The organism is Nocardia sp. NPDC004151 (assembly GCF_042874235.1).
Classification (GTDB): domain Bacteria; phylum Actinomycetota; class Actinomycetes; order Mycobacteriales; family Mycobacteriaceae; genus Nocardia.
Genome location: NZ_JBIAMR010000009.1, coordinates 275,327 through 301,579 on the forward strand (window position 1 = coordinate 275,327; position 26,253 = coordinate 301,579).

A 26,253-nucleotide genomic window follows, 5' to 3' on the forward strand; every position below is an offset into this window, starting at 1 on the left:
GCCTAACTGCTGGTCGAGAAGGATTCATCGGTCGGCGCCACCTCGTAGGCGGGCACCTGGGAGGCGTGCCGGGAAGTCAAGCGACTCACCATGACCGAGCGCACGTGCGTGGGCAGCGTCGGCGCGAACTTGCGCACATAGGCGTCCGCCCATTCGGGGTCGTCGAGCAGGAACGGGAAGTCGGTGGTCATCATGGCGCGCACCACCAGCATCGGCATCGGCGCGTCCAGGGGCCGAAACTCCTTGTTCCACAGGCCCGGTTGATCACAGCCCGGATAGAATTGCCCGAGCATCGAGCCGCGCTCCACGAATTTGGTCTTGAATTCCTCATGGATCTCGTCGATCAAGGAATAGTCGGTCAAATTCGGGAATACCGTGATCAATGCGCGCAGCACCGATGTGGAACTACCGTTCCCCGTGGGCAGTTCCGGATACAGCTCCAGGGCGTCGCGGATGATCGCGCGCACCCACATCGGCCGCGGTTCCGCCGCCGGCACCTGCGCCAGCCACAGCAGATCCCGCCGCATCGACGGCCGGACGAACGGGCAAACCGGCCCGTCACGGCCCAGTTCGTCACTGGGTTGGGTCAGCATGGAATCCGCCCAGGACCGGAACGCCGCCACCGTCGGCCGGGCGGCCGGGCAGGTTGATCCGATGTCCCCCAAAGGGACCCACTGTAGCCCCGAGCGGGGGCCTATAACACGCTCGCTCATGACTCACCTCGGCTGATCGAGCTTCGGCAGGAGAAGGCGCCGTTGCCCACATACTCAAATAGTGGCCCGGTCTTGGACCGTTAACATGAGTAGCGGGTTACCCAATTTCTCTATGACACTCCGAATTTCGCCGACGAGAAAATAAAGAAAAGACCGGTCAGGCATTGACCGGTCTTTTCAGTGGGACTGGGTTCAGGCGCCGATGAGGCGCGCGGCCAGGTAGCCCTCCACCTGATCCAGGGCCACCCGCTCCTGGGCCATCGAGTCGCGTTCACGCACCGTGACGGCGTGGTCCTCGAGCGTGTCGAAGTCGACCGTGATGCAGAACGGGGTGCCGATCTCGTCCTGGCGACGGTAGCGGCGGCCGATGGCGCCGGCATCGTCGAAGTCCACGTTCCAGTTCCGGCGCAGCTGCGCGGCCAGGTCCTTGGCCTTCGGCGACAGATCCGCGTTGCGCGACAGGGGCAGCACCGCCGCCTTGACAGGAGCGAGCCGCGGATCCAGGCGCAGCGTGGTGCGATCCTCCACGCCGCCCTTGGCGGTCGGCACCTGCTCCACGTGGTACGCGTCGACCAGGAACGCCATCAGCGAACGGGTCAGACCGGCCGCGGGCTCGATGACGAACGGGGTGTAGCGCTCACCGGTCTGCTGGTCGAAGTAGACCAGCTCCTTGCCCGAGTGCTCCGAGTGCGTCTTCAGGTCGAAGTCGGTGCGGTTGGCGACACCCTCGAGCTCGCCCCACTCGCTGCCCGCGAAGCGGAAGCGGTACTCGATGTCCACCGTGCGGGTGGAGTAGTGGGACAGCTTCTCCTTCGGGTGCTCGTACAGCCGCAGGTTCTCCGGGTCGATTCCGAGGTCGGTGTACCAGGCCATGCGGGTGTCGATCCAGTACTGATGCCACTGCTCGTCCTCGCCCGGCTTGACGAAGAACTCCATCTCCATCTGCTCGAACTCGCGGGTGCGGAAGATGAAGTTGCCCGGGGTGATCTCGTTGCGGAACGACTTGCCGATCTGCGCGATGCCGAACGGCGGCTTCTTGCGCGCGGTGGTCGCGACATTGTCGTAGTTGACGAAGATGCCCTGCGCGGTCTCCGGACGCAGGTAGTGCATGCCCTCTTCGGACTCGACCGGGCCCAGGTAGGTCTTCAGCATCATGTTGAAGTCCTTGGGCTCGGTCCACTTGCCCACGGTGCCGCAATCCGGGCACACGATGAGCTCCATGGACACCGAGTCCGGGTCGTCGAGCTTGTTCTTCTCGGCGTACGCCTCCTGCAGGTGGTCCTGCCGGTGCCGCTTGTGGCAGTTGAGGCACTCCACCAGCGGGTCGTTGAACACCGCGACGTGACCGGAGGCCACCCACACCTGACGCGGCAGGATGATCGACGAGTCCAGACCGACCACGTCGTCGCGGCTGGTCACCATGGACCGCCACCACTGCCGCTTGATGTTCTCCTTGAGCTCCACGCCCAGCGGACCGTAATCCCAGGCCGACCTCGTTCCGCCGTAGATCTCACCGCTCGGGTACACGAGACCCCGACGCTTGGCGAGATTGGCGACGGTGTCCACCTTCGACTTGGGTGCCACTGAACAGTTCTCCATCCGTGTCCGGAAGATTGCAAAGGATTAGGTCCAGACTATCTGCCGTGAGCAACCGACTTTGCACCCACTGCCCCCACAAGCAGGGGATGCAGCCCTGATCACAACGGGCCATATTGGAACGAGGACACCGGTCGGCACACGGGGGTGCGCGATCCACAACAGCACAGGGGTGGGGCCATGCGAACGTATGGGAGCAAGTACACGGTGGCACTCGCGATCGTGGCGGTGACGCTGCTCGGCGGCGCCGTTCTGCTCAATCGTCTCCAGGCCCGCCCGACGGAGGATCCGAGTTCGACGATCGCCACGACCGCGCCGGTGGACCTGGGCCACCCGTTCGCCAACACCCCGACCGCCTCCTGGCCCGAAGGCGCGGCCGGAATCCAGCCGCCCGTCGCCGCACCGGTCGGGCGCTACTCGGCCGCGACCGTGACCGCGGCCACCGATCGCGTCAAACAGCTGATCGTCGCCGCCCGGCTCGACCCGCACGTGCTCGAAACCCAGGACGCCGAACCGGTGCTGACATTGCTGGCCACGCACCAGGTCGAGGACATCCGGCCGAAACTGAAGTCCGGGAACGCGGCCGACACCTGGTGGCTGACCGAGAAGCTGGCGCCCGGGTATCGGCTGCTGCCGGTCTCGCCGCGGGTCGAAGGGACCATGACGGTGGGGCTGAACGACAAGGGCGAGTTGGCGATTCGCACCGATTACTCGGTGGCGTACGCGTTCACGCCGCCGGACCGCACCGGGTACGGGGCATTCGACATCGTCGCGATGGTGCGGCGGGTGGTCGAGTACGACTGGGTCGAGGACCCGGCCTACGACGGCGGATCGCAGGGGATGTGGATCGGCGACGTCCAGGGCTTCGCGTATCCGGTCAACTGCTTCCTGGGGAAGAAGGGCTATCTTGCCCCCAACTACGGCAATCCGCCGTCGTTCGGCGGCGCGCGGGACAAGCATCGGCCCGAGTACTACTTCGATCGGTCGATGCCGATGCCTCAGGACGGCAACTGCTGAGGCGACGCGCCGACGTCATGTTTGACATGCGTACCCGTGCATATAAGAATGGCATCGGTTTCCAATAAGGAGTTGGTTCGATGACCACGGACAGCGGCGCGCCCCTGCGGCGCTCGCACGTCGCGACCGAGGCTCCGGCCGCGATCCCCCACGACGAGTATCCGTACCGGTCGCCGCAGCCGCCGGTGGTGCCGTCACGCACCATTCTCGACTCCGCCGGGGAACTGCTGCGCGCCCTCGCGGCGCCGGTGCGCATCGCCATCGTGCTGCAACTGCGGGAGTCGCCGCGCTGCGTGCACGAGCTCGTCGATACCCTCGGAGTGACCCAGCCGCTGATCAGTCAGCACCTGCGGATCCTGAAGTCCGCGGGGGTGGTGCGCGGTGAGCGCACCGGGCGCGAGGTCATCTACGAACTGGTCGACGAGCATCTCGCGCACATCGTCATCGACGCGGTCGCGCACGCCGAGGAAGGGTGACCCGTGGGAACAACCGAGAAGACGGTCGGGGTTCGCAGCACCCGCCAGCGCAGCGCCATCGCCGCGCTGCTGGCCGACATCGACGAATTCCGCTCCGCGCAGGAACTGCACGACGAACTCCGCAAACGCGGTGAGGGCATCGGCCTGACCACGGTCTACCGAACCCTGCAATCCCTCGCCGACGCCGGCATGGTCGACGTGCTGCGCACCGACACCGGCGAATCGGTGTACCGGCAGTGCTCGAGCGGACACCACCACCACCTGGTCTGCCGCCGCTGCGGCCGCACCGTCGAGGTGGAGGGACCGACCGTGGAGGCCTGGGCCGATTCCATCGCCGCCGAGCACGGATTCACCGATATCAGCCACACCATGGAAATCTTCGGCACCTGCCGCGAATGCTGCGCCGCGAAGGGCTGACCAGCCGGAATCCCGCCTGGCCCACGCAAATTCGCAACGGATGGGACAAGGCTGACATGGCATTGTCAGCTTGTTGAGAACGGATATTCGTTTTAATTTGGTCGCATGCCCAGAGTCAGCGATGCACACCTGGAACGCCGCAGACAACAGATTCTCGACGCCGCACAGACCTGCTTCGCCCGCAAAGGCCTGCACGCCACCACCATGCAGGACGTCTTCGCCGAATCCGGGCTCTCCGCCGGAGCGGTCTACCGCTACTTCAAATCCAAGAACGACATCATCGAGGCCCTCGCCACCGAAGCCACCGTCGACCTGCGCGCCACCCTCGGCGAAGCCGTCTACAGCGACCCGCTACCCACGCCGCCCGCGCTGATCCGGCTGATGAGCGAGGACATCGTCAAGCTCAGCGCCCCCGGCGGGCCCGTGCGGGTCATCCCCCAGGCCTGGGCGCTGGCCCTCACCGACGCCAATATCGCCGATTACGTGCGCACCGATATTCTCGGCTTCCGCCGCCTGTGGTTCGACTACGCCAACCGCATGCGTGACGCGGGCTGGTTCCCCCCGGACGCCGACACCGATGCCATCGCCAAGATCTTCCTCGGGCTGCTGCCCGGGATCATCCTGCAGCACCTCATTCTCGGCGACGCCGATCCCGACACCTTCGCGCGCGGCATCACCGAGATCCTGCCCGGCTATCGCGACGCCGCCGGGGAACCCGAAACCGCCCGGGCCTGAACCGATCCCGGGCGGCGAGCCCCGTCAGGGCAGCAGGCCCTGGCGGGCGCGACCCGCACCGGAGAGCGTCAACAGCAGCAGGGTGGCCAGCGGCTCGTCCTCCAGCCCGGCGGCCGGGAAGGTGTAGCGCAGGATCACGTCCGCCAGCTTGTCGCGCGACACCACGGTCAGCGTGCCGAACTGGAGCGCGGCATTGCGCTCGGCGACCCGCTTGTGCAGCTGCGGCTTCACCGGGCGGTCCCAGGCCAGAATGCACATGAGCGCCAGCACATCCAGGCCCGGCGACAGGTTCACCCCGCGCAGCGAGCACAGCGCGCCCTCGTATTCGAAACCGAGGGCGCCCTCCTCCTCGCGAACCTCCACGCCGTAACGCAGCAGCAGGGCGCGGGCGCGGTCCTGCAGCGCCTCCGCGGGAGTGAGCTGATCGGTCACTTCACACCTCCGAAACGGCGGTCGCGCTTGGCGTACTCCAGGCAGGCTTCCCAGAGATTACGGCGATCGAAATCGGGGAAAAGCGTTTCCTGGAACACGAATTCGGCGTACGCGGCCTGCCAGATCAGGAAGTTGGAGCTGCGCAGCTCACCCGACGGGCGCAGGAACAGGTCCACGTCCGGCATATCGGGCTCGTCCAGGTACTGGGCGACGGTGGCCTCGGTGACCTTCTCCGGATCCAGCTCCCCCGCAGCCACCCGGCGCGCGATTTCCCGTGCGGCGTCGGCGATCTCGGCGCGGCCGCCGTAGTTGACGCACATGGTCAGGGTCATCACCGTATTGTCCTTGGTGAGCTCCTGCGCGACTTCCAATTCCTTGATCACGCTGCGCCACAGGCGCGGTCGCCGCCCGGCCCACCGCACCCGCACACCCATCTCGTGCATCTCGTCGCGGCGGCGGCGGATCACATCGCGGTTGAAGCCCATCAGGAAGCGGACCTCGTCCGGGCTGCGCCGCCAGTTCTCGGTGGAGAACGCGTACGCCGACAGCCACTTCACGCCCATCTCGATGCAGCCCTCGACGGTGTCCATGAGCACCGCCTCGCCGCGTTCGTGTCCCGCGGTGCGCGGCAGCCCGCGCTCCTGCGCCCACCGCCCGTTCCCGTCCATCACCAGCGCCACATGCCTGGGCACGAACTCCGCCGGAATCGCCGGCGGCTTCGCCCCCGACGGATGCGGCGACGGCGGCCGCACAACACGCTGCTCAGTCGATGACTTCCGGTTCCCGATCACGCCCCCATCCTGCCCGACGCGCCAGAGCGCCGGACGCCGCCCACTGGATTCACACCGGACCTCCACACCACCGACACTCGTTCCGCGAATTCCGGCGCCGGACCGGCGGGTGTTCGGCCGGTCAGCCGATGGCGGCTTCGGTGCGGTCGACGGCCTCGTGGGGGCGGGTGCGCTCGATGAGCGGGAGGGTGCGGAGCTGGCGCTCCAGATGCCATTGCAGGTGGGCGGCGATGAGACCGCTGGCCTGGCGGCGCATGGCGTCGGTGACGGCGTCGACGCCGGACCAGTCGCCGCGCTCGAGGGCGCTCATGTGGTCGAGGACGCCGAGCATCGGGGTGGCCGCGCCGGGCGGGCGGCAGTGCACGCAGACCGCGCCGCCGGCGGCCACGTGGAAGGCCCGGTGCGGGCCGGGGGTGGCGCAGCGGGCGCAGTCGTCGAGCGCGGGGGCCCAGCCCGCGAAACCCATGGCGCGCAACAGGAACGCGTCGAGGATCAGTTCGTGCGGGCGGTGGCCCAGGGCGATGGCGCGCAGGGCGCCCGCGGTGAGGGTGTGCAGGCGGGCGGCGGGTGCGCCCTCCTCGCCCGCGAGGCGTTCGGCGGTTTCGAGGACCGCGCACGCGGTGGTGTAGCGGCCGTAGTCGGCGACGATGTCGGCGGCGAAGGTCTCGACCGTGTGCACCTGGGTGACGGTGTCGAGATTGCGGCCGGGATGGAGCTGGATGTCGACGTAGGCGAACGGTTCCAGGCGGGCGCCGAACTTGGAGCGCGTGCGCCGCACACCCCGGGCTACCGCGCGCACCAGACCGTGCTGGCGGGTCAGGAGCGTGACGATACGGTCCGCCTCGCCCAGCTTGTGCTGGCGCAACACCACCGCATGATCCCGATACAACCGCACCGCACCAGTCTCGCACGCGGGACCGACCGGGCGGTGACGAGTCGCGGCGTGTATCGCGGCGGGGCGCGGTTAGAAGTTCGTTGGCCCGCGATTGGCGACTGAAACCAGGCTGAAACCCGCAAGGCAGAGCATTCGGACGCACCCATCGGAGGACTCCATGACGCGCCAGACTCCCGCCGCCGGATCTCGCTGGGCGGCCGTGCCGTCCGCGCCCCGATCGCTGCGCGCCACCCGGCGGATGGTCGCGGCGACCCATATCTGCACTGCCGTCCGGCCCTGGAGGGGTGGGCCGGACGGCAGTGCGCCCTCGACCGATCGGCGCGGGGATCGGTAAGGCCGGAGGTCATCCTTCACAACCGCCACCTGTTGGACGTGTGACCAAAGTCGCGCTATGTTACTCCCGAGTACAAACGAGACGGGATTCACATGACTTTGGCGTCTGTCGGCGAACTGGGCCTGACGGAACTCGCGGCGGCCCTGGCGGCGGGCACGATCACATCGGTCGAGGCGACCACGGCCGTACTGGATCGCATCGAGGCCAGCCAGGGGGCATTGAACGCCTTCCGGATCGTGCGCCGGGCCGAGGCCCTCGCCGAGGCCACCGAGGCGGACCGCAAACTCGCCGCCGGACAACGGGAACCGCTGCTCGGGGTGCCGCTCGCCATCAAGGACGACACCGACCTGACCGGCACGCCAACGGCTTTCGGCTGCGGCGGCGACTTCCCCGCCGCGACCGAGGACGCCGAAGCGGTACGCCGATTGCGCGCGGCGGGCGCGGTGATCGTCGGCAAGACCAATACCTGTGAGCTCGGCCAGCTGCCGTTCACCAGCGGAGACGCCTTCGGCCACACCACGAATCCGTGGAGCGCGGACCACACCCCCGGCGGTTCGTCGGGTGGTTCCGCGGCGGCGGTCGCGGCCGGATTGGTCCCCGCCGCACTGGGTTCCGACGGCGCCGGCTCGGTGCGGATCCCCGCCGCCTGGAACAACCTGTTCGGCATCAAGCCCCAGCGCGGTCGCATCTCGACCTGGCCACTGCCCGAAGCCTTCCACGGGCTCACCGTGAACGGTCCGCTCGCCCGCACCGTCGCCGACGCCGCGCTGCTGCTCGACGCCACCGCCGGACCGCATCCCGGCGACCTGCACACCCCGCCCGCGCTGCGCGTCTCCGACGCGGTCGGCCGGGATCCGGGCCGCCTGCGCATCGCGCTCTCGCTGCGAATCCCGTTCACCGCCACCAAGACCGCGCTCGATCGCGAGGTCGAGGCCCGCGTGCACGCCACCGCCGCGACCCTGCGCCGACTCGGCCACCAGGTCACCGTCGCCGACGTGCACTACGGCGTGCTGATGGGCGCGACCTTCCTGCCGCGGTCCATGGTCGGCATCCGCGAAGCCCTCGACCGGCTGCCCGGCGCGCAGGTCGACCCGCGCACCCACCACAACGCCACCGTCGGCCGCCTGCTGTCCCCGCTGCTGTTCGCCGCCCGCGCGGCGGAACCGTTGCTGCGCAAGCAGACCGGCCGCATCTTCGACGACTTCGACCTGGTGCTGGCCCCCACCACGGCCACCCCGCCCCCGGGTGTCCGCGAGATCGACGGCATCGGCTCCTGGGCCACCGACGAACTCATCACCGCCGCCTGCCCCTACACCTGGCCGTGGAACGTGCTGGGCTGGCCGGCGGTGAACATCCCCTCCGGTTTCACCGCGGACGGGCTCCCGGTCGGCTCCCAGCTGATGGGCCCCGCCCACTCCGAGGAACTACTGGTTTCGGTCGCGGCCCAACTGGAATCGGAACTCCAGTGGTACAAGGCCCGCCCGACCCCGTGGTGGCCGCAGTCCTAGAAACGACGAATGGCACACCGGAGAGGGAACATTCCCTCGATGGTGTGCCATTCGCTTGACGCGGGTCAGAAGCCGAGCTTGCCCAGCTGCTTCGGGTCGCGCTGCCAGTCCTTGGCCACCTTCACGTGCAGGTGCAGGTAGATGCGGGTGCCGAGGATGTGCTCGATCTGCTTGCGGGCGTTGGTGCCGACCTCCTTGAGGCGGGCGCCGCCCTTGCCGATGATGATGGCCTTCTGGCTGGGGCGCTCCACGTACAGCAGGGCGTGCACATCGAGCATGCCCTCGGCGGAGCGACGGCCGTCGGTCTCGGTGTCGTCGTTCTCCTCGCGTTCGAGGACCTCCTCGATGACCACCGCGAGCGAGTGCGGAAGCTCGTCGCGCACGCCCTCCAGCGCGGCCTCGCGAATGAGCTCGGCCATCAGGACTTCCTCGGGCTCGTCGGTGAGCTCGCCGTCCGGGTAGAAGGCCGGGCCCTCGGGCATCTGCGAGGCGATGACGTCGATGAGCACCTCGACCTGCTCACCCTTGACCGCGGACACCGGAACCACCTCGGCCTCGGGACCCAGCAGCTGGGAGACCGCCATCAACTGGTGCGCGACCTGGTCGCGGCTCACCTTGTCGATCTTGGTGACCACGCCCAGCAGGGTGGTCTTGGGCGCCATGGTCTTGATCTGCTCGACGATCCAGCGGTCGCCGGGACCGATCTTCTCGTCCGCCGGAATGCAGACCGCGATCACGTCGACTTCCGAATACGTATCGCGCACCAGGTCGTTGAGCCGCTGCCCGAGCAGGGTGCGCGGCCGGTGCAGACCGGGGGTGTCGACCAGGATCAGCTGCGCGTGGTCGCGGTGCACGATGCCACGGATGGTGTGCCGGGTGGTCTGCGGCCGCGAGGAGGTGATGGCGATCTTCTGCCCCACCATGGCATTGGTCAGCGTGGACTTGCCGGTGTTCGGCCGCCCCACGAAACATACGAAACCGGAACGGAATTCACCGTCGGTGCCGCCCTGGCCGCTCATTCGAAGACCTCCGATTCACTGTCCAGATCGAAGCCCGCCGGGACCTCGCGCGATCCCGCGATATTGTCCGCGGGCCGCCTCGCCGCGATGGGATTCTCGACGCCGTAGTCGTCGTCCCCTTCGAGCACGTCGAATACCGCGCCCTTCACGTCGCTGAAAATGATGCGGGCGGAAGACGACACCTCACGCACGGCCGCCACGCCCGGATCCGACAGCTTGCCCGCCACCACCACGGCCGCCTCGAAACCGGTCGCGCCACTGGAGATCGCGGCCGCCACCGCGGCCTGCAACGCGGTCAGCGGGAGCGCTGTCAGCTCCACCGTCCCGGCCGCATAGGTGCGGCCGTCGGTGTCGCGCACCGCCGCGCCGCCACGGCCGCCGGTGCGGCCCATCGCGCCGCGGGCGAGCACCCGCAGCTTGCCGTCCTCGGCGTCGAGCTCAATCATCGGCGTTCATCTCGGTCATCGGCCTCTCCATCGTCGTGTGCGCCGCCCGGTTCCTGTTCCGCCGGTTCGGTTCTCGTCTTCTCCTGGGCCCTGCGCACCACCACCGTGTGGATCCGCATGCGGCCGCGCGCGTCGGCCCCGCCCTCCCCCTTCAATTGCAGGCCCTGGACGACAGCCTTGGAGCCGGGCAGCGGGACGCGGCCCAGGGCGTGTGCGAGCAGGCCGCCGACGGTGTCGACGTCCTCCTCTTCGATCTCGATGTCGAACAGCTCGCCGAGGTCGTCGACGGGCAGCCGGGCCGAGACCCGGAACTTGCCGGCGCCGATCTGCTCGATCGGCGCGATCTCGTCCTTGTCGTACTCGTCGGCGATCTCGCCCACGATCTCCTCGAGAATGTCCTCGATGGTGACCAGACCCGCGATGCCGCCGTACTCGTCGACCAGCACCGCCATGTGGTTGCGGCGGCGCTGCATCTCGTCGAGCAGCGCGTCGAGTGGCTTGGAGTCGGGGATGAAGACGGCGGGCCGCATGACCTGGCGCACCTTCACCTTCCGGCTCCGATCCGCGTACGGGACAAGGTCTTTCAGGTAGACGACGCCGAGAATGTCGTCGACGTTCTCCCCGATCACCGGAATCCGCGAATGCCCCGACCGCACCGCCAGCGACATGGCCTGCGCCGCGGTCTTGTCCGCCTCGATCCACACCATCTCGGTGCGCGGCACCATGACCTCGCGCGCCGGGGTGGAGTCGAGTTCGAACACCGACTGGATCATGCGCGCCTCGTCGGCGTCCACCACGCCGCGCTCGCCGGCCAGATCCACCACTTCGCGCAGTTCGATCTCGGAGGCGAAGGGGCCGTTGCGGAATCCCTTACCGGGGGTGATCGCATTACCGATCAGGATGAGCAGGCGGCTGATCGGGCCGAGCAGCGAGCCGATGGCCTGCAACGGCAGCGACGCGCCCAGCGCCAGCGAGTAGGCGTGCTGACGGCCCAGCGTGCGCGGGCCGACACCGATCACCACATAGTCGACCAGCACCATGACCGCCGCGGTGATCAGCAGGGCGGGCGCCTCGCCCAGCCAGTCCAGGAGCACGGCCGCCAGCAACACCGTTGCCGTGATCTCGCACGTAAGGCGCAGCAGCACCATGAGATTCACATAGCGCGGCCGATCCGCGATGATGCGCGCCAGCCGCGCCGCCCCGGTCCGCTCCGCGCGCACCAGATCCTCCACGCGCGCGGGCGAAATGGTGTTCAGCGCCGAGTCCAGCGCCGCGAACACCCCGCCGGCCGGGACCAGGACGATCGCCAGCAGCAGCAGAACGAATGAATTCACGCCGGGCCCAGCGGATCACCGGTGGTGTCGGTGAATCCGGTCTTGCCCAGCAGCCGCTGGTCGCGCTCGGCGAGCTCGGCGCGGCGCATCTCCTGGCGCACGTTCTCGTACCAGCCCTCCAGCAGGGAGGCCTGCAACGCGAACATCTCCTTCTCCTCCTCCGGCTCGGCGTGGTCGTAGCCGAGGAGGTGCAGGACGCCGTGCACGGTCAGCAGCGCCAGCTCGTGATCCATGGAGTGCCCGGCCTTCTCGGCCTGCTGGGCCGCGAACTCCGGGCAGAGCACGATGTCGCCGAGCATGGAGGGGCCGGGCTCGGCGGCATCGGGCCGCCCGCCCGGCTCCAGCTCGTCCATGGGGAACGACATGACGTCGGTCGGACCCGGTAGGTCCATCCAGCGCATGTGCAGATCCGCCATGGTGTCGAGATCGACCAGCACCATCGACAGCTCGGCCGCCGGATGGACGTCCATCTGACCGATGACGAACCGCGCGACGCTGACCAGTTCTTCTTCGGATACCTCGATACCCGATTCGTTGGCGATCTCGATACTCACCCGATCAGCGTAGTGGTCGAGTTCAGTGCCGGTCTCCCCGGCTCGCGGCACGTCGCTGCGCCCGATTACCCGGATAGTGCACCGCCGCCGGCGGGCGCGTGTCCGACTCGTAGCGGTCGTAGGCGTCCACGATCGCCCCGACCAGGCGGTGACGGACCACATCGGCGCTGGTGAGCTCGGCGATGTGGATGTCCTCGATGCCGTGCAGGATCTCGGTGGCCGCGCGCAGACCCGATCGCGCGTTGTTCGGCAGGTCGACCTGGGTGATGTCACCGGTCACCACGATCTTCGACCCGAACCCCAAGCGCGTGAGGAACATCTTCATCTGCTCGGCCGTAGTGTTCTGTGCCTCGTCCAGAATGATGAACGAGTCATTGAGCGTGTTGTGGGTGAGCAGGAAGTCCTCGGTCACGTACAGCGAGTCCGCGGCCGCGACCTGGATGCAGACGGCCTCCTCGGTACCCGCCTCCTCGATTCGGTCGATGAACCGCATCGGCCGTCCGCCACCGAATTCGGCGTACTTCCCGACCTTCCGAGCCAACCGGAACGGTGCGACGCCCTCCGGCAGTCGGACATCGAGAATGTGCGCGTCCGAACGATGCTGGACCTCGCGGCCACGAGCCAGTCCCGGCCGACGTCCCTCGGCCTCGCGCGTGCGCTGATAGACCACACCGCCCAGTGACTGGACGAGGAAGATCACATCGTCACGCAGCTGATCGGACACCGTCGTGAACTGGATGCGGCAGGTACGACCGTGCTGAGTGACCGGACCGCCGTCAGAGTCCAGCAGGCCCTGCAGGACACCGAGACGAACCTCCGGCGAATTGAACAGGTACTCACTCGGAACGAACTTGGTGTCCGACTTCGTACCAGCCAACCCGAGTGTCCGCGCGATCGCGGTCACCGGGTTTTCGATCGTGATCACTTCACCGGGTGTGGTGATCCGATTCAGCACATAATCGACGTCAGACTTCTTCCGAACCACGATGCCGGGAATCAGCCGTTCCAAGGACTCGACCAGTTCCGGATCGGTGGTCGCGAAGCTCGGCGTCGTCGAGCAGGTCAAGCATCCATCACCGAGGAGCAGACCCAGGGCGTACGGATCCATCGGAATCGGGCGGGCCTCGAACTGCACCGAGTCGCTCAACAGCGGCAACTCGTAGCGGTGATAGTGCGCGGCCCGGAGATTTCCGATCATCTCCTTGGTCTGCAGGACGCGTGCGGGCTTTCCACGTCGGCGATCGCTGCGGGTGTAGACGGACCACAGGTGATCGCCGGACGCCAGCGTGGACGAACCGTCCTGGGTATGGACTCGGTAGATCTCCTTGAAGCCCTGCGGATACACACCGAGTACCTCGGTCGGTCGACCGTCGGAGCCGATGACGAAATCACCCACCCGAAGGTCGCCGATAGGACGGAAACCGCTGGGCGTCAGCACCTTTGTGAAAAGCGGCTGCGCACGGCCACGCATGTAAGCGAGGGGGGCGACCTCGATGACCCCGGCCTGCATGAGCTTCGGGATCGCCTCGGGATCCATCATGTCGTGCAGGGCGTCGTAGAGGGGGCGCAGGTACGGGTCGATCTTCTCGTTGAGGGTGCCGGGGAGGAAGCCCAGGCGCTCACCGGCCTCGACGGCGGGGCGGGTCAGGATGATGCGGTTGACCTGCTTGGTCTGCAACGACTGCACAGCCTTGGCCATCGCCAGATAGGTCTTGCCGGTACCGGCGGGGCCGACGCCGAAGACGATGGTGTGCGCGTCGATGGCGTCGACATAGCGTTTCTGGTTCAGGGTCTTGGGGCGGATGGTTTTGCCGCGCCGGGACAGGATGTCCAGGCTGAGCACCTCGGCCGGGGAGTCCGAGGAACCCTCGGTGAGCATGGAGTAGGTGTGCCGCACCGCCTCGGGCGTGACCACCCGGTTGCGTGCGGTCAACGCGACGAGCTGGGCCACCACGCGCTCGGCCAGCGCCACATCGGCCGGTTTGCCGGTCAGAGTGACGGAGTTGCCGCGGACGTGGATGTCGGCATCGAGGAGGCGCTCGAGTTCACGCAGGTTCTCATCAGCCGAACCCAGGAATCCGAACACCGACTCCGGTGCCAATTCGATGCTCGAACGAACGGTCCGCCCCGCCGGTCCGGAACCGTCGACACCGCCGATGCGGGCAGTGGTTGTGCTCTGATCGCCGATTTCGCCTGGTGTTCTCAAAAGTGGCTATGGCCTGCTTTCCGGTCTCGAAGCCGTCGTCGTTGACAGAAGTTTACCGCCGACCACCGACACCGCCCAGTGAATAAGCGGCTACCAGCAGGCATAACGGCCCGCTGACACGCAACTGCCGCTGGGCCGAATCCATTCCGTGGCGAACCCTCCGGGATCGATCCGCCGATACGCGGGCGAGGACTACCAGCGCGGGGTGAGAGCGCCCAGCGCGCCGAGAGCGACGGCCGCGGCGGTGGAGGTGCGCAGCACCGTGGGGCCGAGCAGGACGATGTCGGCTCCGGCTTCGGCGAGGGCCTTCAGCTCGGAGTCGTCCAGGCCGCCCTCGGGGCCGACGATGAGGATGATCTCGGGCACCCCAGCGAAAGACATTTCAGTCAAACGGGATTCACCGGACTCGTGCAGGGCGGCCACCAGCGCGCCCTGGGCCTTGGCCGAGCGCACCAGCTCCAGCAGCTCCTTGGTGCCGTGCAGCTCCGCCACATCCGGGATGTAGGCGCGCCGCGACTGGCGGGCGGCCTGCTTGGCGGCGGCGCGCCACTTCTCGACGCCCTTGCGGGCCTTGGACTCCCAGTTGGAGACACAACGCAGCGCCTGCCACGGGACGATGGCGTCGGCGCCCGCCTCGGTCATCAGCTCGACCGCCAGTTCCGAACGGTCGGACTTGGGCAGCGCCTGGACCACCGTCACCTGCGGGGTCCAGGGCGCGGCCTCGCGCTTGGACAGGACCTTCAGCTCGAGGCGATCCTTCTGGGCCGCAACCACTTCCGAATCGGCGAGGATCCCGTGCCCGTCGGACAGCGTGATCGGCTCCCCCACCCGGATGCGGCGCACCGTGGCCGCGTGGCGGCCCTCGGGGCCGTCCAGCACCGCGGTCGCACCCGGTTCGGGGATCTCGTCGAGATAGAAGACGGTGGCGGCCAAGGGATCAGCGTCCGCTGAAGGAGGCGCGCAGACGGGCGAACAGGCCCGAGTTGTGCTCGGACTGCGCCGACAGCACCTCGGTGTGCTCGTTGGCCCGCATGCCCTTGTACTTGCGCAGCAGGTCCGACTGCTTGGCGTCGAGCTTGGTCGGCACCACGATGTCGAGGTGCGCGATCAGGTCGCCGCGAGAGTTGGCGCGCAGCTTCGGCATTCCGTGGCCGCGCAGCACCGACGCCTCGCCGGGCTGGGTGCCCGCCGGGATGGTCAGCTCGACCGGGCCGTCGAGGATGGTGTCGATGACGACCGTGGTGCCCAGTGCCGCGTCCACCATGGGAACCCGGATGGTGCAGTGCAGGTCGTCGCCGTCACGCACGAAGGTGTCGTGCGGCTGCTCCACGATCTCCACGTACAGGTCGCCGGCGGGACCGCCGCCCGGGCCGACCTCGCCCTGGGCCGCGAGACGCACCCGCATGCCATTGGCCACACCGGCCGGGATCGGCGCGGCGATCTCGCGGCGCGAACGCACGCGGCCGTCGCCGCCGCACTTGCGGCAGGGGTCCGGAATCGTCTCGCCCGCGCCCCGGCAGGTGGGGCAGGGCCGCGAGGTCATGACCTGGCCGAGGAAGGACCGCTGCACGGTCTGCACCTCGCCCGCGCCGCCACAGGTCTCACAGCGCACCGGCTTGGAGTTGCCGTTGGTGCCCGAACCCTGGCACAGGTCGCAGAGGATGGCGGTGTCGACGGTCAGGTGCTTGGTGACGCCGACCGCGCACTCCTGCAGCGAAAGGCGGGTCCGCAGCAGCGAATCCGCGCCCGGCTGCACCCGGCCGCGCGGCTTGCGAGTGCCGCCGGAGGCGTTCATGCCGCCGAAGAACGCCTCGAAGACGTCGCCGAGGCCGCCGAAGCCCGCGCCCGAGAAGCCGCCGCCCATGCCGCCGCCGGATTCCATCGGGTCGCCGCCGAGGTCGACGATGCGACGCTTCTCCGGGTCCGACAGCACCTCGTAGGCCGTGGAGACCTCGCGGAACTTCTCCTGGGCCTCCGGCTCCGGATTCACGTCGGGATGCAGTTCGCGCGCCAGCTTCCGGTAGGCGCGCTTGATCTCCTGGTCGGTCGCACCCCGTGCGACTCCGAGCAGTGCGTAATAGTCCCGTGCCACGTGCGTCTCTTAGTCCTGTTTCGTCTCGTGCTTGCTCACCGTTCGGCGAGCACCTCACCGATGTACCGGGCGACGGCCGCCACCGAGGCAATGGTCCCCGGATAGTCCATGCGGGTCGGCCCCAGCACCCCCATACCTCCGAGCACCGTACCGGTCAGCCCGTAACCGGTGGACACCACGGCCGTCCCGCGCATCTGCTCGACCTTGGTCTCCTCACCGATCTGCACCGTCACGGTACCCGGCTGCTGCGCCGCGGCCAGCAGCTTCAACACGATCACCTGCTCCTCGAGCGCCTCCAGAACGGTGCGCAGGGAACCCGGGAAACCGTTGCCGGGGAAGTCGGAGGCATTGCGGGTGAGGTTGGCGGTGCCGCCCAGCACGAGGCGTTCCTCCGCGTGCTCGACGAGCGTCTCGACCAGCACGGTGGACACCCGGACCAGCACGTCGCGCAGCTTGGCCGGGGAGTGCTCGGGCAGTTCGGCCACCGCCGCGGAGGCCGCGGCCAGGCGCTTGCCTTCCATCGCCTTGCCGAGCATGCCGCGCAGCGCGGCCAGATCCTCGTCGCTGATCAGATTGCCCAGATCGACCAGACGCTGATCGACCCGGCCGGTGTCGGTGATCACCACCAGCAGCAGTCGCGCCGGATTGAGCGCGACCACCTCGATGTGCCGCACGGTCGACGCCGACACCGTCGGGTACTGGACCATGGCGACCTGCCGGGTCAGCTGCGCGAGCAGCCGGACCCCGCGGCGCAGCACATCGTCGAGATCGACGCCGCTCTCCAGGAATTCCATGATGGCCCGGCGTTCCGGGCCGGACAGCGGCTTCACCTCGGAGATGTGATCGACGAACTGCCGGTAGCCCTTGTCGGTCGGGATGCGGCCGGACGAGGTGTGCGGCTGGGCGATGTAGCCCTCGGCCTCGAGCACCGCCATGTCGTTGCGGACGGTCGCGCTGGACACGCCGAGGTTGTGGCGCTCCACCAGGGTCTTGGACCCGATCGGCTCCTTGGTCGCGATGTAGTCCGCGACGATGGCCCGCAGGACCTCGAGCCGTCGCTGCTCAGTGCTCGACATGGTGGCCCCACCTCCTCGCTCGCCTCGGGCACGCCTGGCGCGTCCCCGAGCCTTCCGCGGCGGGACACTGGGCACCGGCCATACGGAATTCCCGGATTATCCACTCCAGGATAGTGGGCGTCGCGCAGCTCGCCCTATGACCGCCCGCACGCTCACCGCCCGGCGGCGGCCTCCACCATCGCCGCCACGTCGGCCGGGTGCGAGACCAGCCCGGCGTGCGAGGCGTCGATCGAGGAGACATGGGCGTTCATGCGCTTGGCCATATCCCATTGGGAGGCGGGCGGAATCACCCGGTCGGCGGTGGACACCAGGTACCAGCTCGGCGTCGAGGCCCACGACGGCGCGCCCGAGGCCTCGAGGTTGGCGGACAGGGCGAGCGAATGCTGGCGAGCGGCCATGTCGGCGGCGATCACCGGATCGACGTCCTGGGCGAAGACCTCGGGGAAGCGGGCCGGGTCGACGTAGGCGTCCAGGTTTCTGCCCGCGATGCCCTGCGCGTCGTCGACGGTCTTCAGTCGCAGCGCGAGGGTGAGCTGCGAGCCCGGGTACTGGATCGGATTCAGTTCCAGCAGTGCGGCTTCGCCCTGCACGGGCGCGAAGGCGGAGATGTAGACCAGTGATTCGACCTTGGCGTCGTGGACATTGCTGATCACGGTGCCGCCGTAGGAGTGCCCGACCAGCACGATCGGACCGGTGATGCCGTCGAGGGTGCGCTGGATCGCGGCCGCGTCGTACGCGGGACCGCGCAGCGGGTTGTCCGGCGTCACGACGGGGTAGCCGTCCGCGCGCAGTCGCGCGGCGACGCCGTCCCAGCTGGAGGCGTCGGCGAAGGCGCCGTGCACCAGCACGACCGTCGGCAGGTCCGCGCCGGCGGCCGACCCGGCGGCGAGTGGGCCGGCGGCGAGCGCCACGGCCGCGGCGGCGCTGAACGTCGCGCGAGTGAGGCGTCGGGCACGGAAGCTGTTCGGGACGGGTCGCATCAGTGGCTTCACCATGAGATGTCCTCGGGCCGAAGGTGTCGATCCTGACCGGTGCTGCGCAATCTCCGGTGAACAATTTAGTCCCGACCAGGCGGTTTCACTCGCGGTTGGCCGAATCCGTTCGGCTCAGGTCAGCAGGGTCCGCACGACGCCGTCGGCGAGCAGGCGGCCGCGGTCGGTGAGGATCAGCCGGTCGCCGGCCCGCTCGGCCAGACCGTCCGCGATCACGCGCCCGGCGGCGGCCCGGCCGTCCGCGTCGAGATCGGCCAGTGGCAGGCCGGTGCGCAGCCGCACGGTCAGCATGACGCGCTCGGTGTAGCGCTCCTCGTCGGTGAGCGACTCCCAGCCCGCCGCGGGCAACGCACCCGTGGTGACCCGATCCGCGTAGCGCGCAGGGTGTTTCACGTTCCACCAGCGGGTGCCGCCGACGTGGCTGTGCGCGCCCGGGCCCGCGCCGAGCCAGTCGCCGCCGTCCCAGTAGCCGAGGTTGTGGCGGCAGCGGCCCGCCTCGGAGGCGGCCCAGTTGGAGACCTCGTACCAGTGCAGGCCCGCCGCGGCCAGCCGGGTGTCGATGCGTTCGTAGCGGGCGGCCAGCACGTCGTCGTCGGGGGCGGGCAGTTCGCCGCGGCGAACGCGGCGGGCCAGCGCGGTGCCGTCCTCCACGATCAGCGAGTAGGCCGAGACGTGGTCGACGCCCGCGGACAGCACGGCGTCGAGGCTGGCGTCCAGATCGGCGTCGGATTCGCCGGGGGTGCCGTAGATGAGGTCCAGGTTGACGTGGCCGAAGCCCGCCGCGCGGGCCTCCCGCGCGGCCGCCACCGCCCGGCCCGGCGTGTGGGTGCGGTCCAGGATCTTCAGCACGTGCTGGGCCGCCGACTGCATGCCCAGCGAGATCCGGGTGTACCCGGCCGCGCGGAGCCGCTCGAAGAACTCCGGCGAGGTGGATTCCGGATTGGACTCGGTGGTCACCTCCGCGCCGGGGGCGAGCGTGAAGTTGTCGCGGATCGCGTCGAGCACCCCGGCCAGGCCGTCACCACCGAGCAGCGACGGCGTGCCGCCGCCCACGAAGACCGTCTCGACCGCGGGCGTCACCGAGGGCAGCGCGTCGAATTCCCTTGCCGCCGTGGCCAGCTCGCCGCGCAGCGCCTCGAACCAGGACTGCGGCGAGGACGAGGAGCCCAGCTCCCCCGCCGTGTAGGTGTTGAAGTCGCAGTATCCGCAGCGGGTGGCGCAGAACGGCACGTGGATGTAGATCCCGAACGGCCCGCCCCCGAAGTCGCGCAGCACCGGCGCGTCGGCGTCCTGCGCGGAGGCCGTGCCGGTGATCGGAGGGGGAGCAGTCGAGGTCACCCATTCAGTGTGACCGGTTGCCCGAATCACAGCGCACCCGGTGGCCACCGCGTCCCGGGACGCGGCAATAGCCCGGAGGCCGCGACCGGACCGGCGGCAACGCAGGATCGAACCACGTCGCGGGTAGCCCGGGCCAGGGCCGGTCGTAGGGCCTCCGATGCTGGGGCGCGCCTGCGCGGACCGTTGCCGCTCCACCCGGCGCACCTCGGTGAATCCGGGTACATTCCAAAAGATTTCGGCGGGCCGGGCGCGAGCTGGTCCGGGTGCGGACGGGAACGAGCCGATGATCGAAGTGCCGCGGCACGAGATCGACGCCAAGTCGATCAGGGAAGTGGACGAGGGGTCGGTGGCCCCGGTGGTCTACCGGGCCCGGCGGCCGGTGCGGCCGGACGGGCCGAACTTCTCGCGGTCCATGGACGGGGTGCTGCTGGCCACCATGCTGCTGCCGGATCCGGCGGCGCTGCGGTCGCGGACCTGGTATTTCGCCCATTCGACCGAGCAGACGGTGACCCGGCGGTTCCGGGCGGACGGCATCGAATCCGGCTTCGACCGGCACGACAAGGTGGCGGGCTGGCGGGCGGCGTTCTGGTGGACGCTCATCGCCCGCGACGCCGAGGCCATGGCCGAGCTGGTCGACTACCCGATCGACCGGCTGCGTGAGTTCGGCGACGACGCCTTCGACGACTTCCAGTACGAGTGGGTGCGGCTGCTCCAGACGGCGTGGCGGTACGGGCCGAAGAGCGTCTACGAGGCGGCCTGGGCGCTGGACACCACCAGCCGCGTGGGCGCGCAGGGCGTCACCGACCTGCTGTTCCGCCCGGCCGTGGAGGTGTTCATCCGGCTGGCCGACGGTGATTCCGAGGGCTTCGACCGCGAGCTGACCCACGCGCTGCGACGACATCGGGCGTTCTTCGACAACGACGTGTGGCGCAACGATCCCGAGGGCGTGTTCTCGCTGCCGCTGCTGGGTCTGGCCTGCTGGGCCCGGGACCTGGGGTATCGGACGGCCGTCCGCTCGGAGTACCTACCGGCCGGATTCATCGATCGGCCGGATTGGATGTTCTCCCCGGAACTGGGTGACGAGCTGGCCCGCCTCGCCGCCGCGAAGGCCCGCCTGACCGAGGCCGACGCCGATCGCGCGTCCTAGAATCGCACCGAATCGCCGAGGCACTCACACCGAATCGTTCAGGTCAACCGTCCAAGTGGTTTGCTCGGCGTTGATCTATGATGCCCGTCACAAATCGGACAATCTATCCAGGGGATTTCCCGGAAAACTGCGGAAAATTCGATCCGGCAGTCGGACCGACCCTTCTGACGTGGCACAATAAGCCACATGACTGGACTTGGAGTACGACTCGTGGCGCGTCGCCATGTCGACTTCAAGCGTGTCTGCAGCGCGAGCTGTCTGTCCGGAAGCCTCCGGTAGATCGGCTCCCATTCTCCCGGAATCCGGCGTCGGCCTGACGCCGTATAGAGCCGGTTCTCTGATATCGGAGGCGTGAGCCAGCCCCTCCCGCCTGCCCGCAAGACCTTCAGGAGCGACCCCCATGACGTCGAGCACCGACGCCACCAGTTCCGATACGCCGCAGACTGTGCCCGATTCGGCGCAACCCGTCCGGCGTGAGCGCACGGCCCGTCCGGTGAAGCGCAAGTCGGAGGGCCAGTGGGCGCTCGGCTACCGCGAGCCGCTCAACGCCAACGAGCAGTCCAAGAAGGACGACAACCCGCTCAACGTGCGCGCCCGCATCGAGAACATCTACTCGAAGCAGGGTTTCGACTCGATCGACAAGAGCGATCTGCGCGGCCGCATGCGCTGGTGGGGTCTCTATACCCAGCGCGAGCAGGGCTACGACGGCACCTACACCGGCGACGAGAACATCGACCTGCTCGAGGCCCGCTACTTCATGATGCGGGTGCGGTGCGACGCGGGCGCGCTGAACCTCGCCCAGCTGCGCACCCTCGCGGGCATCTCCACCGAGTTCGGCCGCGACACCGCCGACCTGTCCGACCGCGAGAACGTCCAGTACCACTGGATCGAGATCGAGAACGTGCCGGAGATCTGGCGTCGCCTCGAAGCGGTCGGCCTGCAGACCACCGAGGCGTGCGGCGACTGCCCGCGTGTCGTGCTGGGCTCGCCGCTGGCCGGTGAGTCGCTCACCGAGATCCTCGACCCGACCCCGGCCATCGACGAGATCGTCAAGCGCTACATCGGCAAGAAGGAATACTCCAACCTGCCGCGCAAGTTCAAGACCGCCATCTCCGGCCAGCAGGACGTGGTGCACGAGATCAACGACGTCGCCTTCGTCGGCGTCGTTCACCCCGAGCACGGGCCCGGCCTGGACCTGTGGGTCGGCGGCGGCCTGTCCACCAACCCGATGCTGGCCCAGCGCCTCGGCGCGTGGGTGCCGCTCGACGAGGTTCCCGACGTGTGGGAAGCGGTCGTCTCGCTGTTCCGCGACTACGGCTACCGCCGCCTGCGCACCAAGGCCCGCCTCAAGTTCCTGGTCAAGGATTGGGGTGTGGAGAAGTTCCGTCAGGTGCTCGAGGACGAGTACCTGAAGCGCAAGCTGATCGACGGCCCCGCGCCGGTGCAGCCGGAGCGCCCGATCGACCACATCGGTGTGCAGAAGCTGCGCAACGGCCTCAACGCCATCGGCTTCTCCCCCATCGCCGGTCGCGTGTCGGGCACCATCCTGACCCAGGTCGCCGACGCCGTCGAGGCGGTCGGTTCGGATCGGGTGCGCTTCACCCCCTATCAGAAGCTCATCGTCCTCGACGTCCCCGACGACAAGGTCGAGCAGCTGATCGACGCGCTGGAACCGCTGGGCCTGCACGGCCGTCCGTCCATCTGGCGGCGGAACCTGCTGGCGTGCAGTGGCATCGAGTTCTGCAAGCTGTCGTTCACCGAGACCCGCAAGCGCTCGCAGGTGCTCGCGCCGGAGCTGGAGCAGCGGCTCGCGGACATCAACGCGCAGCTCGACGTGCCGATCACGATCAATATCAACGGCTGCCCCAATTCCTGCGGCCGGTCCCAGATCGCCGACATCGGCTTCAAGGGCCAGCTCGTCGACGACGGCGACGGGAATCAGATCGAGGGCTTCCAGGTTCACCTCGGAGGCAGCCTGGGACTCGACTCCGGCTTCGGCCGGAAGTTGCGCCAGCACAAGGTCACCAGCGAGGAACTGGGCGACTACATCGAGCGCGTGGTGCGCAACTTCGTCAAGAACCGTGACGAGGGTGAGCGTTTCGCGGTGTGGGCTGTCCGCGCCGATGAGGCAGACCTGCGGTAGTTGGGAGAGACATCAATGACCACAACGAAACTCGCCGAGTCCGAGCTGCGCGCCCTCGTCGAGAAGGGCAATGCCGAGCTGGGTCCGAACGCGACCGCGCAGGAACTGCTGCAGTGGACCGAGGACACCTTCGGCGCCAACTACATCGTCGCGTCGAACATGCAGGACGCCGTCCTGGTGCAGCTGGCCTCGCAGGTCCGCTCCGGCGTGGACGTGCTGTTCCTCGACACCGGCTACCACTTCGCCGAGACCATCGGCACCCGTGACGCGGTCGAGCTGGTCTACGGCGTGAACATCGTGAACGTGCAGCCGGAAACCACTGTCGCCGAACAGGATCAGCTCCTCGGCAAGGACCTGTTCGCGCGTGACGCCGCCGAATGCTGCCGCCTGCGCAAGGTGGTCCCCCTGAAGAAGTCCCTCGTCGGATACAACGCCTGGGTGACCGGCATCCGTCGAGTGGAGGCGCCGACTCGCGCCAACGCACCCCTCATCTCCTACGACGAGGGCTTCGGCCTGGTGAAGATCAATCCGATCGCCGCCTGGTCCGATGACGAGATGGCGGCCTACATCGAGGCCAACGGCATTCTCGTCAATCCCCTTGTGGAAGAGGGCTATCCCTCCATCGGTTGCGCTCCGTGCACGCGGAAGCCGGAACCGGGATCCGACGCGCGATCCGGCCGCTGGGCCGGGCTCGCCAAGACCGAATGCGGGTTGCACGCCTCATGACCACACTCGAGACCGAATTCGACACCCTGGCCGCGCTCGAATCCGAGTCCATCCACATCTTCCGTGAGGTGGCAGGCGAATTCGAGCGGCCGGTGATCCTCTTCTCCGGCGGCAAGGACTCCACCGTCCTGTTGCACCTGGCGATCAAGGCCTTCTGGCCGGCGCCGCTGCCGTTCGCGCTGCTGCACGTGGACACCGGGCACAACCTGCCCGAGGTCCTCGCGTTCCGCGACAAGGTGGTCGAGAAGTACGACCTGCGACTGCATGTCGCCTCGGTCGAGGACTACCTCGCCGACGGCCGCCTGACCGAGCGCCCCGACGGCATCCGCAACCCGTTGCAGACCGTCCCGCTGCTGGACGCCATCAACGAGAACCGCTTCGACGCGGTGTTCGGCGGCGGCCGCCGCGACGAGGAGCGTTCGCGCGCCAAGGAGCGCATCTTCTCGCTGCGCGACGCCTTCGGCCGCTGGGACCCCAAGCGTCAGCGTCCCGAGCTGTGGAACCTGTACAACGGCCGCCACGCTCCGGGCGAGCACGTGCGCGTGTTCCCCATCTCCAACTGGACCGAGCTCGACATCTGGCGCTACATCGCCCGCGAGGACGTGGAGCTGGCCAGCATCTACTACGCCCACGAGCGCCCGGTGTACCAGCGTGACGGCATGTGGATGACCCCCGGCGTGTGGGGCGGCCCGGCCGAGGGTGAGGAGCTGCTGGTCAAGTCGGTGCGCTACCGCACCGTCGGCGACGGATCCACCACCGGCGCCATCATTTCCGACGCCGCCGACAATGACGCGATCCTCGCCGAGGTCGCCGCGTCCCGGCTCACCGAACGTGGCGCGACCCGAGGCGACGACCGTGTCTCCGAGGCCGCCATGGAAGACCGCAAGCGAGAGGGTTACTTCTGATGTCCGACCTGTTGAGACTGGCCACCGCCGGATCGGTCGACGACGGCAAGTCCACCCTGGTCGGCCGGCTGCTGTACGACACGAAGTCCGTGCTCGCGGACCAGATCGACGCTGTCACCCGCGCGTCGGTCGACAAGGGTCTGTCGACTCCGGACCTGTCGCTGCTGGTGGACGGTCTGCGCGCCGAGCGCGAGCAGGGCATCACCATCGACGTGGCCTACCGCTACTTCGCCACGCCCCAGCGGTCTTTCGTGCTCGCCGACACCCCGGGCCACGTCCAGTACACCCGCAACACCGTGTCGGGCGCGTCGACGGCGCAGCTGGTGATCCTGCTGGTCGACGCCCGCAAGGGTGTCATCGAGCAGACCCGCCGCCACGCCGCCGTCATGGCGCTGCTGGGCGTGCCGAAGCTGGTGCTGGCCGTCAACAAGATCGACCTGGTGGACGACCCGGCCGGCGTCTTCGAGAAGATCACCTCCGAATTCGGTGAGCTGACCGCCAAACTCGGCTGGGCTCCCGAGGATATCCAGGAGATCCCGGTCTCGGCGCTGCACGGCGACAATGTCGCCTCGCGCTCGGAGAACACCCCGTACTACACCGGTCCCTCGCTCATCGAGCACCTGGAGTCGGTGCCGGTGGACGCGGACGTGCACGGCCGCCACGAGATCGGGCTGCGCTTCCCGGTGCAGTACGTGATCCGGCCCCGCACCGCCGAATACCCCGACTACCGCGGCTACGCGGGTCAGGTCGCGGCGGGCCTGGTGTCCAAGGGCGACGAGGTCGTGGTGCTGCCCTCCGGCACCCGCACCACCGTCGAGCGCATCGACACCCCCAATGGTGAACTCGCCTCGGCGCAGCCGGGCCGCAGCGTCACCCTGGTGCTGGCCGACGACGTGGACGTCTCGCGCGGTGACGTGATCGCCGCCGCCCAGGGCGCTCCCGAGCCGATCGACGCCTTCGACGCCACCGTCTGCTGGCTCGGCGACAAGCCGCTGCGCCCGGGCGCGCGCCTGCTGCTCAAGCACGGCACCCGCACCACCCAGGCCATCGTCGGCGCGCTCATCGAGCGGTTCGACGAGCAGCACCTGGCCGCCGACCCCAACCCGGAGTCGCTGTCGCTCAACGACATCGGCCGCATCTCGGTGCGCGTGGCCGACCCGATCGTGGCCGACGACTACAGCGTCAACCGCCACACCGGCTCGTTCCTGCTGATCGATCCCGCGGGCGGCAACACCCTGGCCGCGGGCCTGGTCGGCGACGCGCTGACCGCGGTCGAAGTCGGAGCCTGACATGAATCCGCCCGGCAACGGCGCAGTTCCGGCCGTCTCGCCGGGCGGTTCGGCCCCGCACAACGCCCTCGG

24 protein-coding genes and 1 pseudogene are annotated in these 26,253 nt (G+C 68.5%); 10 read left to right on the forward strand and 15 right to left on the reverse strand.

The features are described 5' to 3' along the window. Positions 1–2: 2 nt before the first annotated feature. A complete protein-coding gene (locus ACFYTS_RS22090; RefSeq protein ID WP_357278582.1) occupies positions 3–665 on the reverse strand; it encodes a DUF6875 domain-containing protein in 663 nt (220 codons plus the stop codon). A gap of 240 nt (positions 666–905) precedes the next feature. Beyond that, on the reverse strand, positions 906–2,297 hold the full coding sequence (locus ACFYTS_RS22095) for a glycine--tRNA ligase (protein WP_357278584.1): 1,392 nt from the start codon (positions 2,295–2,297) through the stop codon (positions 906–908). 192 nt (positions 2,298–2,489) lie between these two features. Here ACFYTS_RS22095 and ACFYTS_RS22100 point away from each other — a divergent pair, with 192 nt between their 5' ends. From ACFYTS_RS22100 to ACFYTS_RS22115, 4 genes are all read left to right on the forward strand, one after another. After that, a complete protein-coding gene (locus tag ACFYTS_RS22100; protein ID WP_387306804.1) occupies positions 2,490–3,326 on the forward strand; it encodes a hypothetical protein in 837 nt (278 codons plus the stop codon). Positions 3,327–3,406: 80 nt separating this feature from the next. After that, positions 3,407–3,802, forward strand: a complete 396-nt coding sequence (locus ACFYTS_RS22105) for a metalloregulator ArsR/SmtB family transcription factor (RefSeq protein ID WP_213560109.1) — start codon at positions 3,407–3,409, stop codon at positions 3,800–3,802. Positions 3,803–3,805: 3 nt separating this feature from the next. Then, entirely contained in the window at positions 3,806–4,219 is a 414-nt protein-coding gene (locus ACFYTS_RS22110) for a Fur family transcriptional regulator (protein ID WP_387306806.1), read from the forward strand. A gap of 105 nt (positions 4,220–4,324) precedes the next feature. Further along, on the forward strand, positions 4,325–4,954 hold the full coding sequence (locus ACFYTS_RS22115) for a TetR/AcrR family transcriptional regulator (RefSeq protein ID WP_387306808.1): 630 nt from the start codon (positions 4,325–4,327) through the stop codon (positions 4,952–4,954). A 24-nt stretch (positions 4,955–4,978) separates the two neighbouring features. Here ACFYTS_RS22115 and ACFYTS_RS22120 read toward each other — a convergent pair whose 3' ends face one another. From ACFYTS_RS22120 to recO, 3 genes are all read right to left on the reverse strand, one after another. Beyond that, a complete protein-coding gene (locus ACFYTS_RS22120; RefSeq protein WP_379094956.1) occupies positions 4,979–5,386 on the reverse strand; it encodes a hypothetical protein in 408 nt (135 codons plus the stop codon). Further along, a complete protein-coding gene (locus ACFYTS_RS22125; protein WP_357278592.1) occupies positions 5,383–6,177 on the reverse strand; it encodes an isoprenyl transferase in 795 nt (264 codons plus the stop codon). Before ACFYTS_RS22125 ends, ACFYTS_RS22120 begins: the two co-directional genes overlap by 4 nt. A 121-nt stretch (positions 6,178–6,298) precedes the next feature. Further along, positions 6,299–7,072 carry a DNA repair protein RecO gene (recO, locus tag ACFYTS_RS22130; RefSeq protein WP_357278594.1) on the reverse strand — a complete coding sequence of 258 codons (774 nt, stop codon included), beginning with the start codon at positions 7,070–7,072 and terminating at the stop codon, positions 6,299–6,301. Between the two features lie 426 nt (positions 7,073–7,498). Between recO and ACFYTS_RS22135 the strand changes: the two genes are divergently transcribed. Further along, positions 7,499–8,914 carry an amidase gene (locus tag ACFYTS_RS22135; RefSeq protein ID WP_387306811.1) on the forward strand — a complete coding sequence of 472 codons (1,416 nt, stop codon included), beginning with the start codon at positions 7,499–7,501 and terminating at the stop codon, positions 8,912–8,914. Positions 8,915–8,979: 65 nt separating this feature from the next. Here ACFYTS_RS22135 and era read toward each other — a convergent pair whose 3' ends face one another. From era to hemW, 10 genes and pseudogenes are all read right to left on the reverse strand, one after another. After that, positions 8,980–9,933: a GTPase Era gene (gene era / locus ACFYTS_RS22140; RefSeq protein ID WP_357278598.1), complete on the reverse strand. Its 954-nt coding sequence runs from the start codon at positions 9,931–9,933 to the stop codon at positions 8,980–8,982. A 128-nt stretch (positions 9,934–10,061) separates the two neighbouring features. Continuing rightward, positions 10,062–10,379, reverse strand: a pseudogene (locus tag ACFYTS_RS22145) (cytidine deaminase); the annotation flags it as partial. After that, a complete protein-coding gene (locus ACFYTS_RS22150; protein WP_357278600.1) occupies positions 10,376–11,713 on the reverse strand; it encodes a hemolysin family protein in 1,338 nt (445 codons plus the stop codon). The gene ACFYTS_RS22150 and the pseudogene ACFYTS_RS22145, both read right to left, overlap by 4 nt. Then, a complete protein-coding gene (ybeY, locus tag ACFYTS_RS22155; protein ID WP_357004316.1) occupies positions 11,710–12,267 on the reverse strand; it encodes an rRNA maturation RNase YbeY in 558 nt (185 codons plus the stop codon). Before ybeY ends, ACFYTS_RS22150 begins: the two co-directional genes overlap by 4 nt. A 22-nt stretch (positions 12,268–12,289) precedes the next feature. Then, on the reverse strand, positions 12,290–14,368 hold the full coding sequence (locus ACFYTS_RS22160; RefSeq protein ID WP_387306814.1) for a PhoH family protein: 2,079 nt from the start codon (positions 14,366–14,368) through the stop codon (positions 12,290–12,292). 297 nt (positions 14,369–14,665) lie between these two features. Then, complete coding sequence (locus ACFYTS_RS22165) at positions 14,666–15,406, reverse strand: 16S rRNA (uracil(1498)-N(3))-methyltransferase (protein WP_387306816.1); 741 nt, start codon at positions 15,404–15,406, stop codon at positions 14,666–14,668. A gap of 4 nt (positions 15,407–15,410) precedes the next feature. Beyond that, positions 15,411–16,565: a molecular chaperone DnaJ gene (dnaJ, locus tag ACFYTS_RS22170; RefSeq protein WP_357086237.1), complete on the reverse strand. Its 1,155-nt coding sequence runs from the start codon at positions 16,563–16,565 to the stop codon at positions 15,411–15,413. Between the two features lie 35 nt (positions 16,566–16,600). After that, on the reverse strand, positions 16,601–17,641 hold the full coding sequence (gene hrcA, locus ACFYTS_RS22175; protein WP_357278606.1) for a heat-inducible transcriptional repressor HrcA: 1,041 nt from the start codon (positions 17,639–17,641) through the stop codon (positions 16,601–16,603). A gap of 152 nt (positions 17,642–17,793) precedes the next feature. Further along, the gene (locus ACFYTS_RS22180) at positions 17,794–18,636 is read right to left on the reverse strand and encodes an alpha/beta fold hydrolase (protein ID WP_387306819.1); all 843 of its coding nucleotides are present in this window, start codon (positions 18,634–18,636) and stop codon (positions 17,794–17,796) included. A gap of 111 nt (positions 18,637–18,747) precedes the next feature. Continuing rightward, on the reverse strand, positions 18,748–19,947 hold the full coding sequence (hemW, locus tag ACFYTS_RS22185) for a radical SAM family heme chaperone HemW (protein ID WP_387306904.1): 1,200 nt from the start codon (positions 19,945–19,947) through the stop codon (positions 18,748–18,750). 307 nt (positions 19,948–20,254) lie between these two features. On the opposite strand from hemW, the gene ACFYTS_RS22190 reads away from it, so the two are divergent. The 5 genes from ACFYTS_RS22190 to ACFYTS_RS22210 all read left to right on the forward strand — a co-directional run bounded on the left by ACFYTS_RS22190 (position 20,255) and on the right by ACFYTS_RS22210 (position 26,181). Beyond that, positions 20,255–21,118 carry an immunity 49 family protein gene (locus ACFYTS_RS22190; RefSeq protein ID WP_387306821.1) on the forward strand — a complete coding sequence of 288 codons (864 nt, stop codon included), beginning with the start codon at positions 20,255–20,257 and terminating at the stop codon, positions 21,116–21,118. Between the two features lie 400 nt (positions 21,119–21,518). Further along, positions 21,519–23,261 (forward strand): nitrite/sulfite reductase, encoded by a 1,743-nt coding sequence (locus ACFYTS_RS22195; protein WP_387306823.1) that lies wholly within the window; start codon positions 21,519–21,521, stop codon positions 23,259–23,261. 15 nt (positions 23,262–23,276) lie between these two features. Then, positions 23,277–23,987 carry a phosphoadenylyl-sulfate reductase gene (locus ACFYTS_RS22200; RefSeq protein WP_357278614.1) on the forward strand — a complete coding sequence of 237 codons (711 nt, stop codon included), beginning with the start codon at positions 23,277–23,279 and terminating at the stop codon, positions 23,985–23,987. Continuing rightward, positions 23,966–24,892: a sulfate adenylyltransferase subunit CysD gene (gene cysD, locus ACFYTS_RS22205; protein WP_387306825.1), complete on the forward strand. Its 927-nt coding sequence runs from the start codon at positions 23,966–23,968 to the stop codon at positions 24,890–24,892. The genes ACFYTS_RS22200 and cysD overlap by 22 nt, the downstream gene beginning before the upstream one ends. After that, positions 24,892–26,181, forward strand: coding sequence for a GTP-binding protein (locus tag ACFYTS_RS22210; protein WP_357278618.1), 1,290 nt, complete (start codon positions 24,892–24,894; stop codon positions 26,179–26,181). The genes cysD and ACFYTS_RS22210 overlap by 1 nt, the downstream gene beginning before the upstream one ends. Positions 26,182–26,253 lie beyond the last annotated feature (72 nt).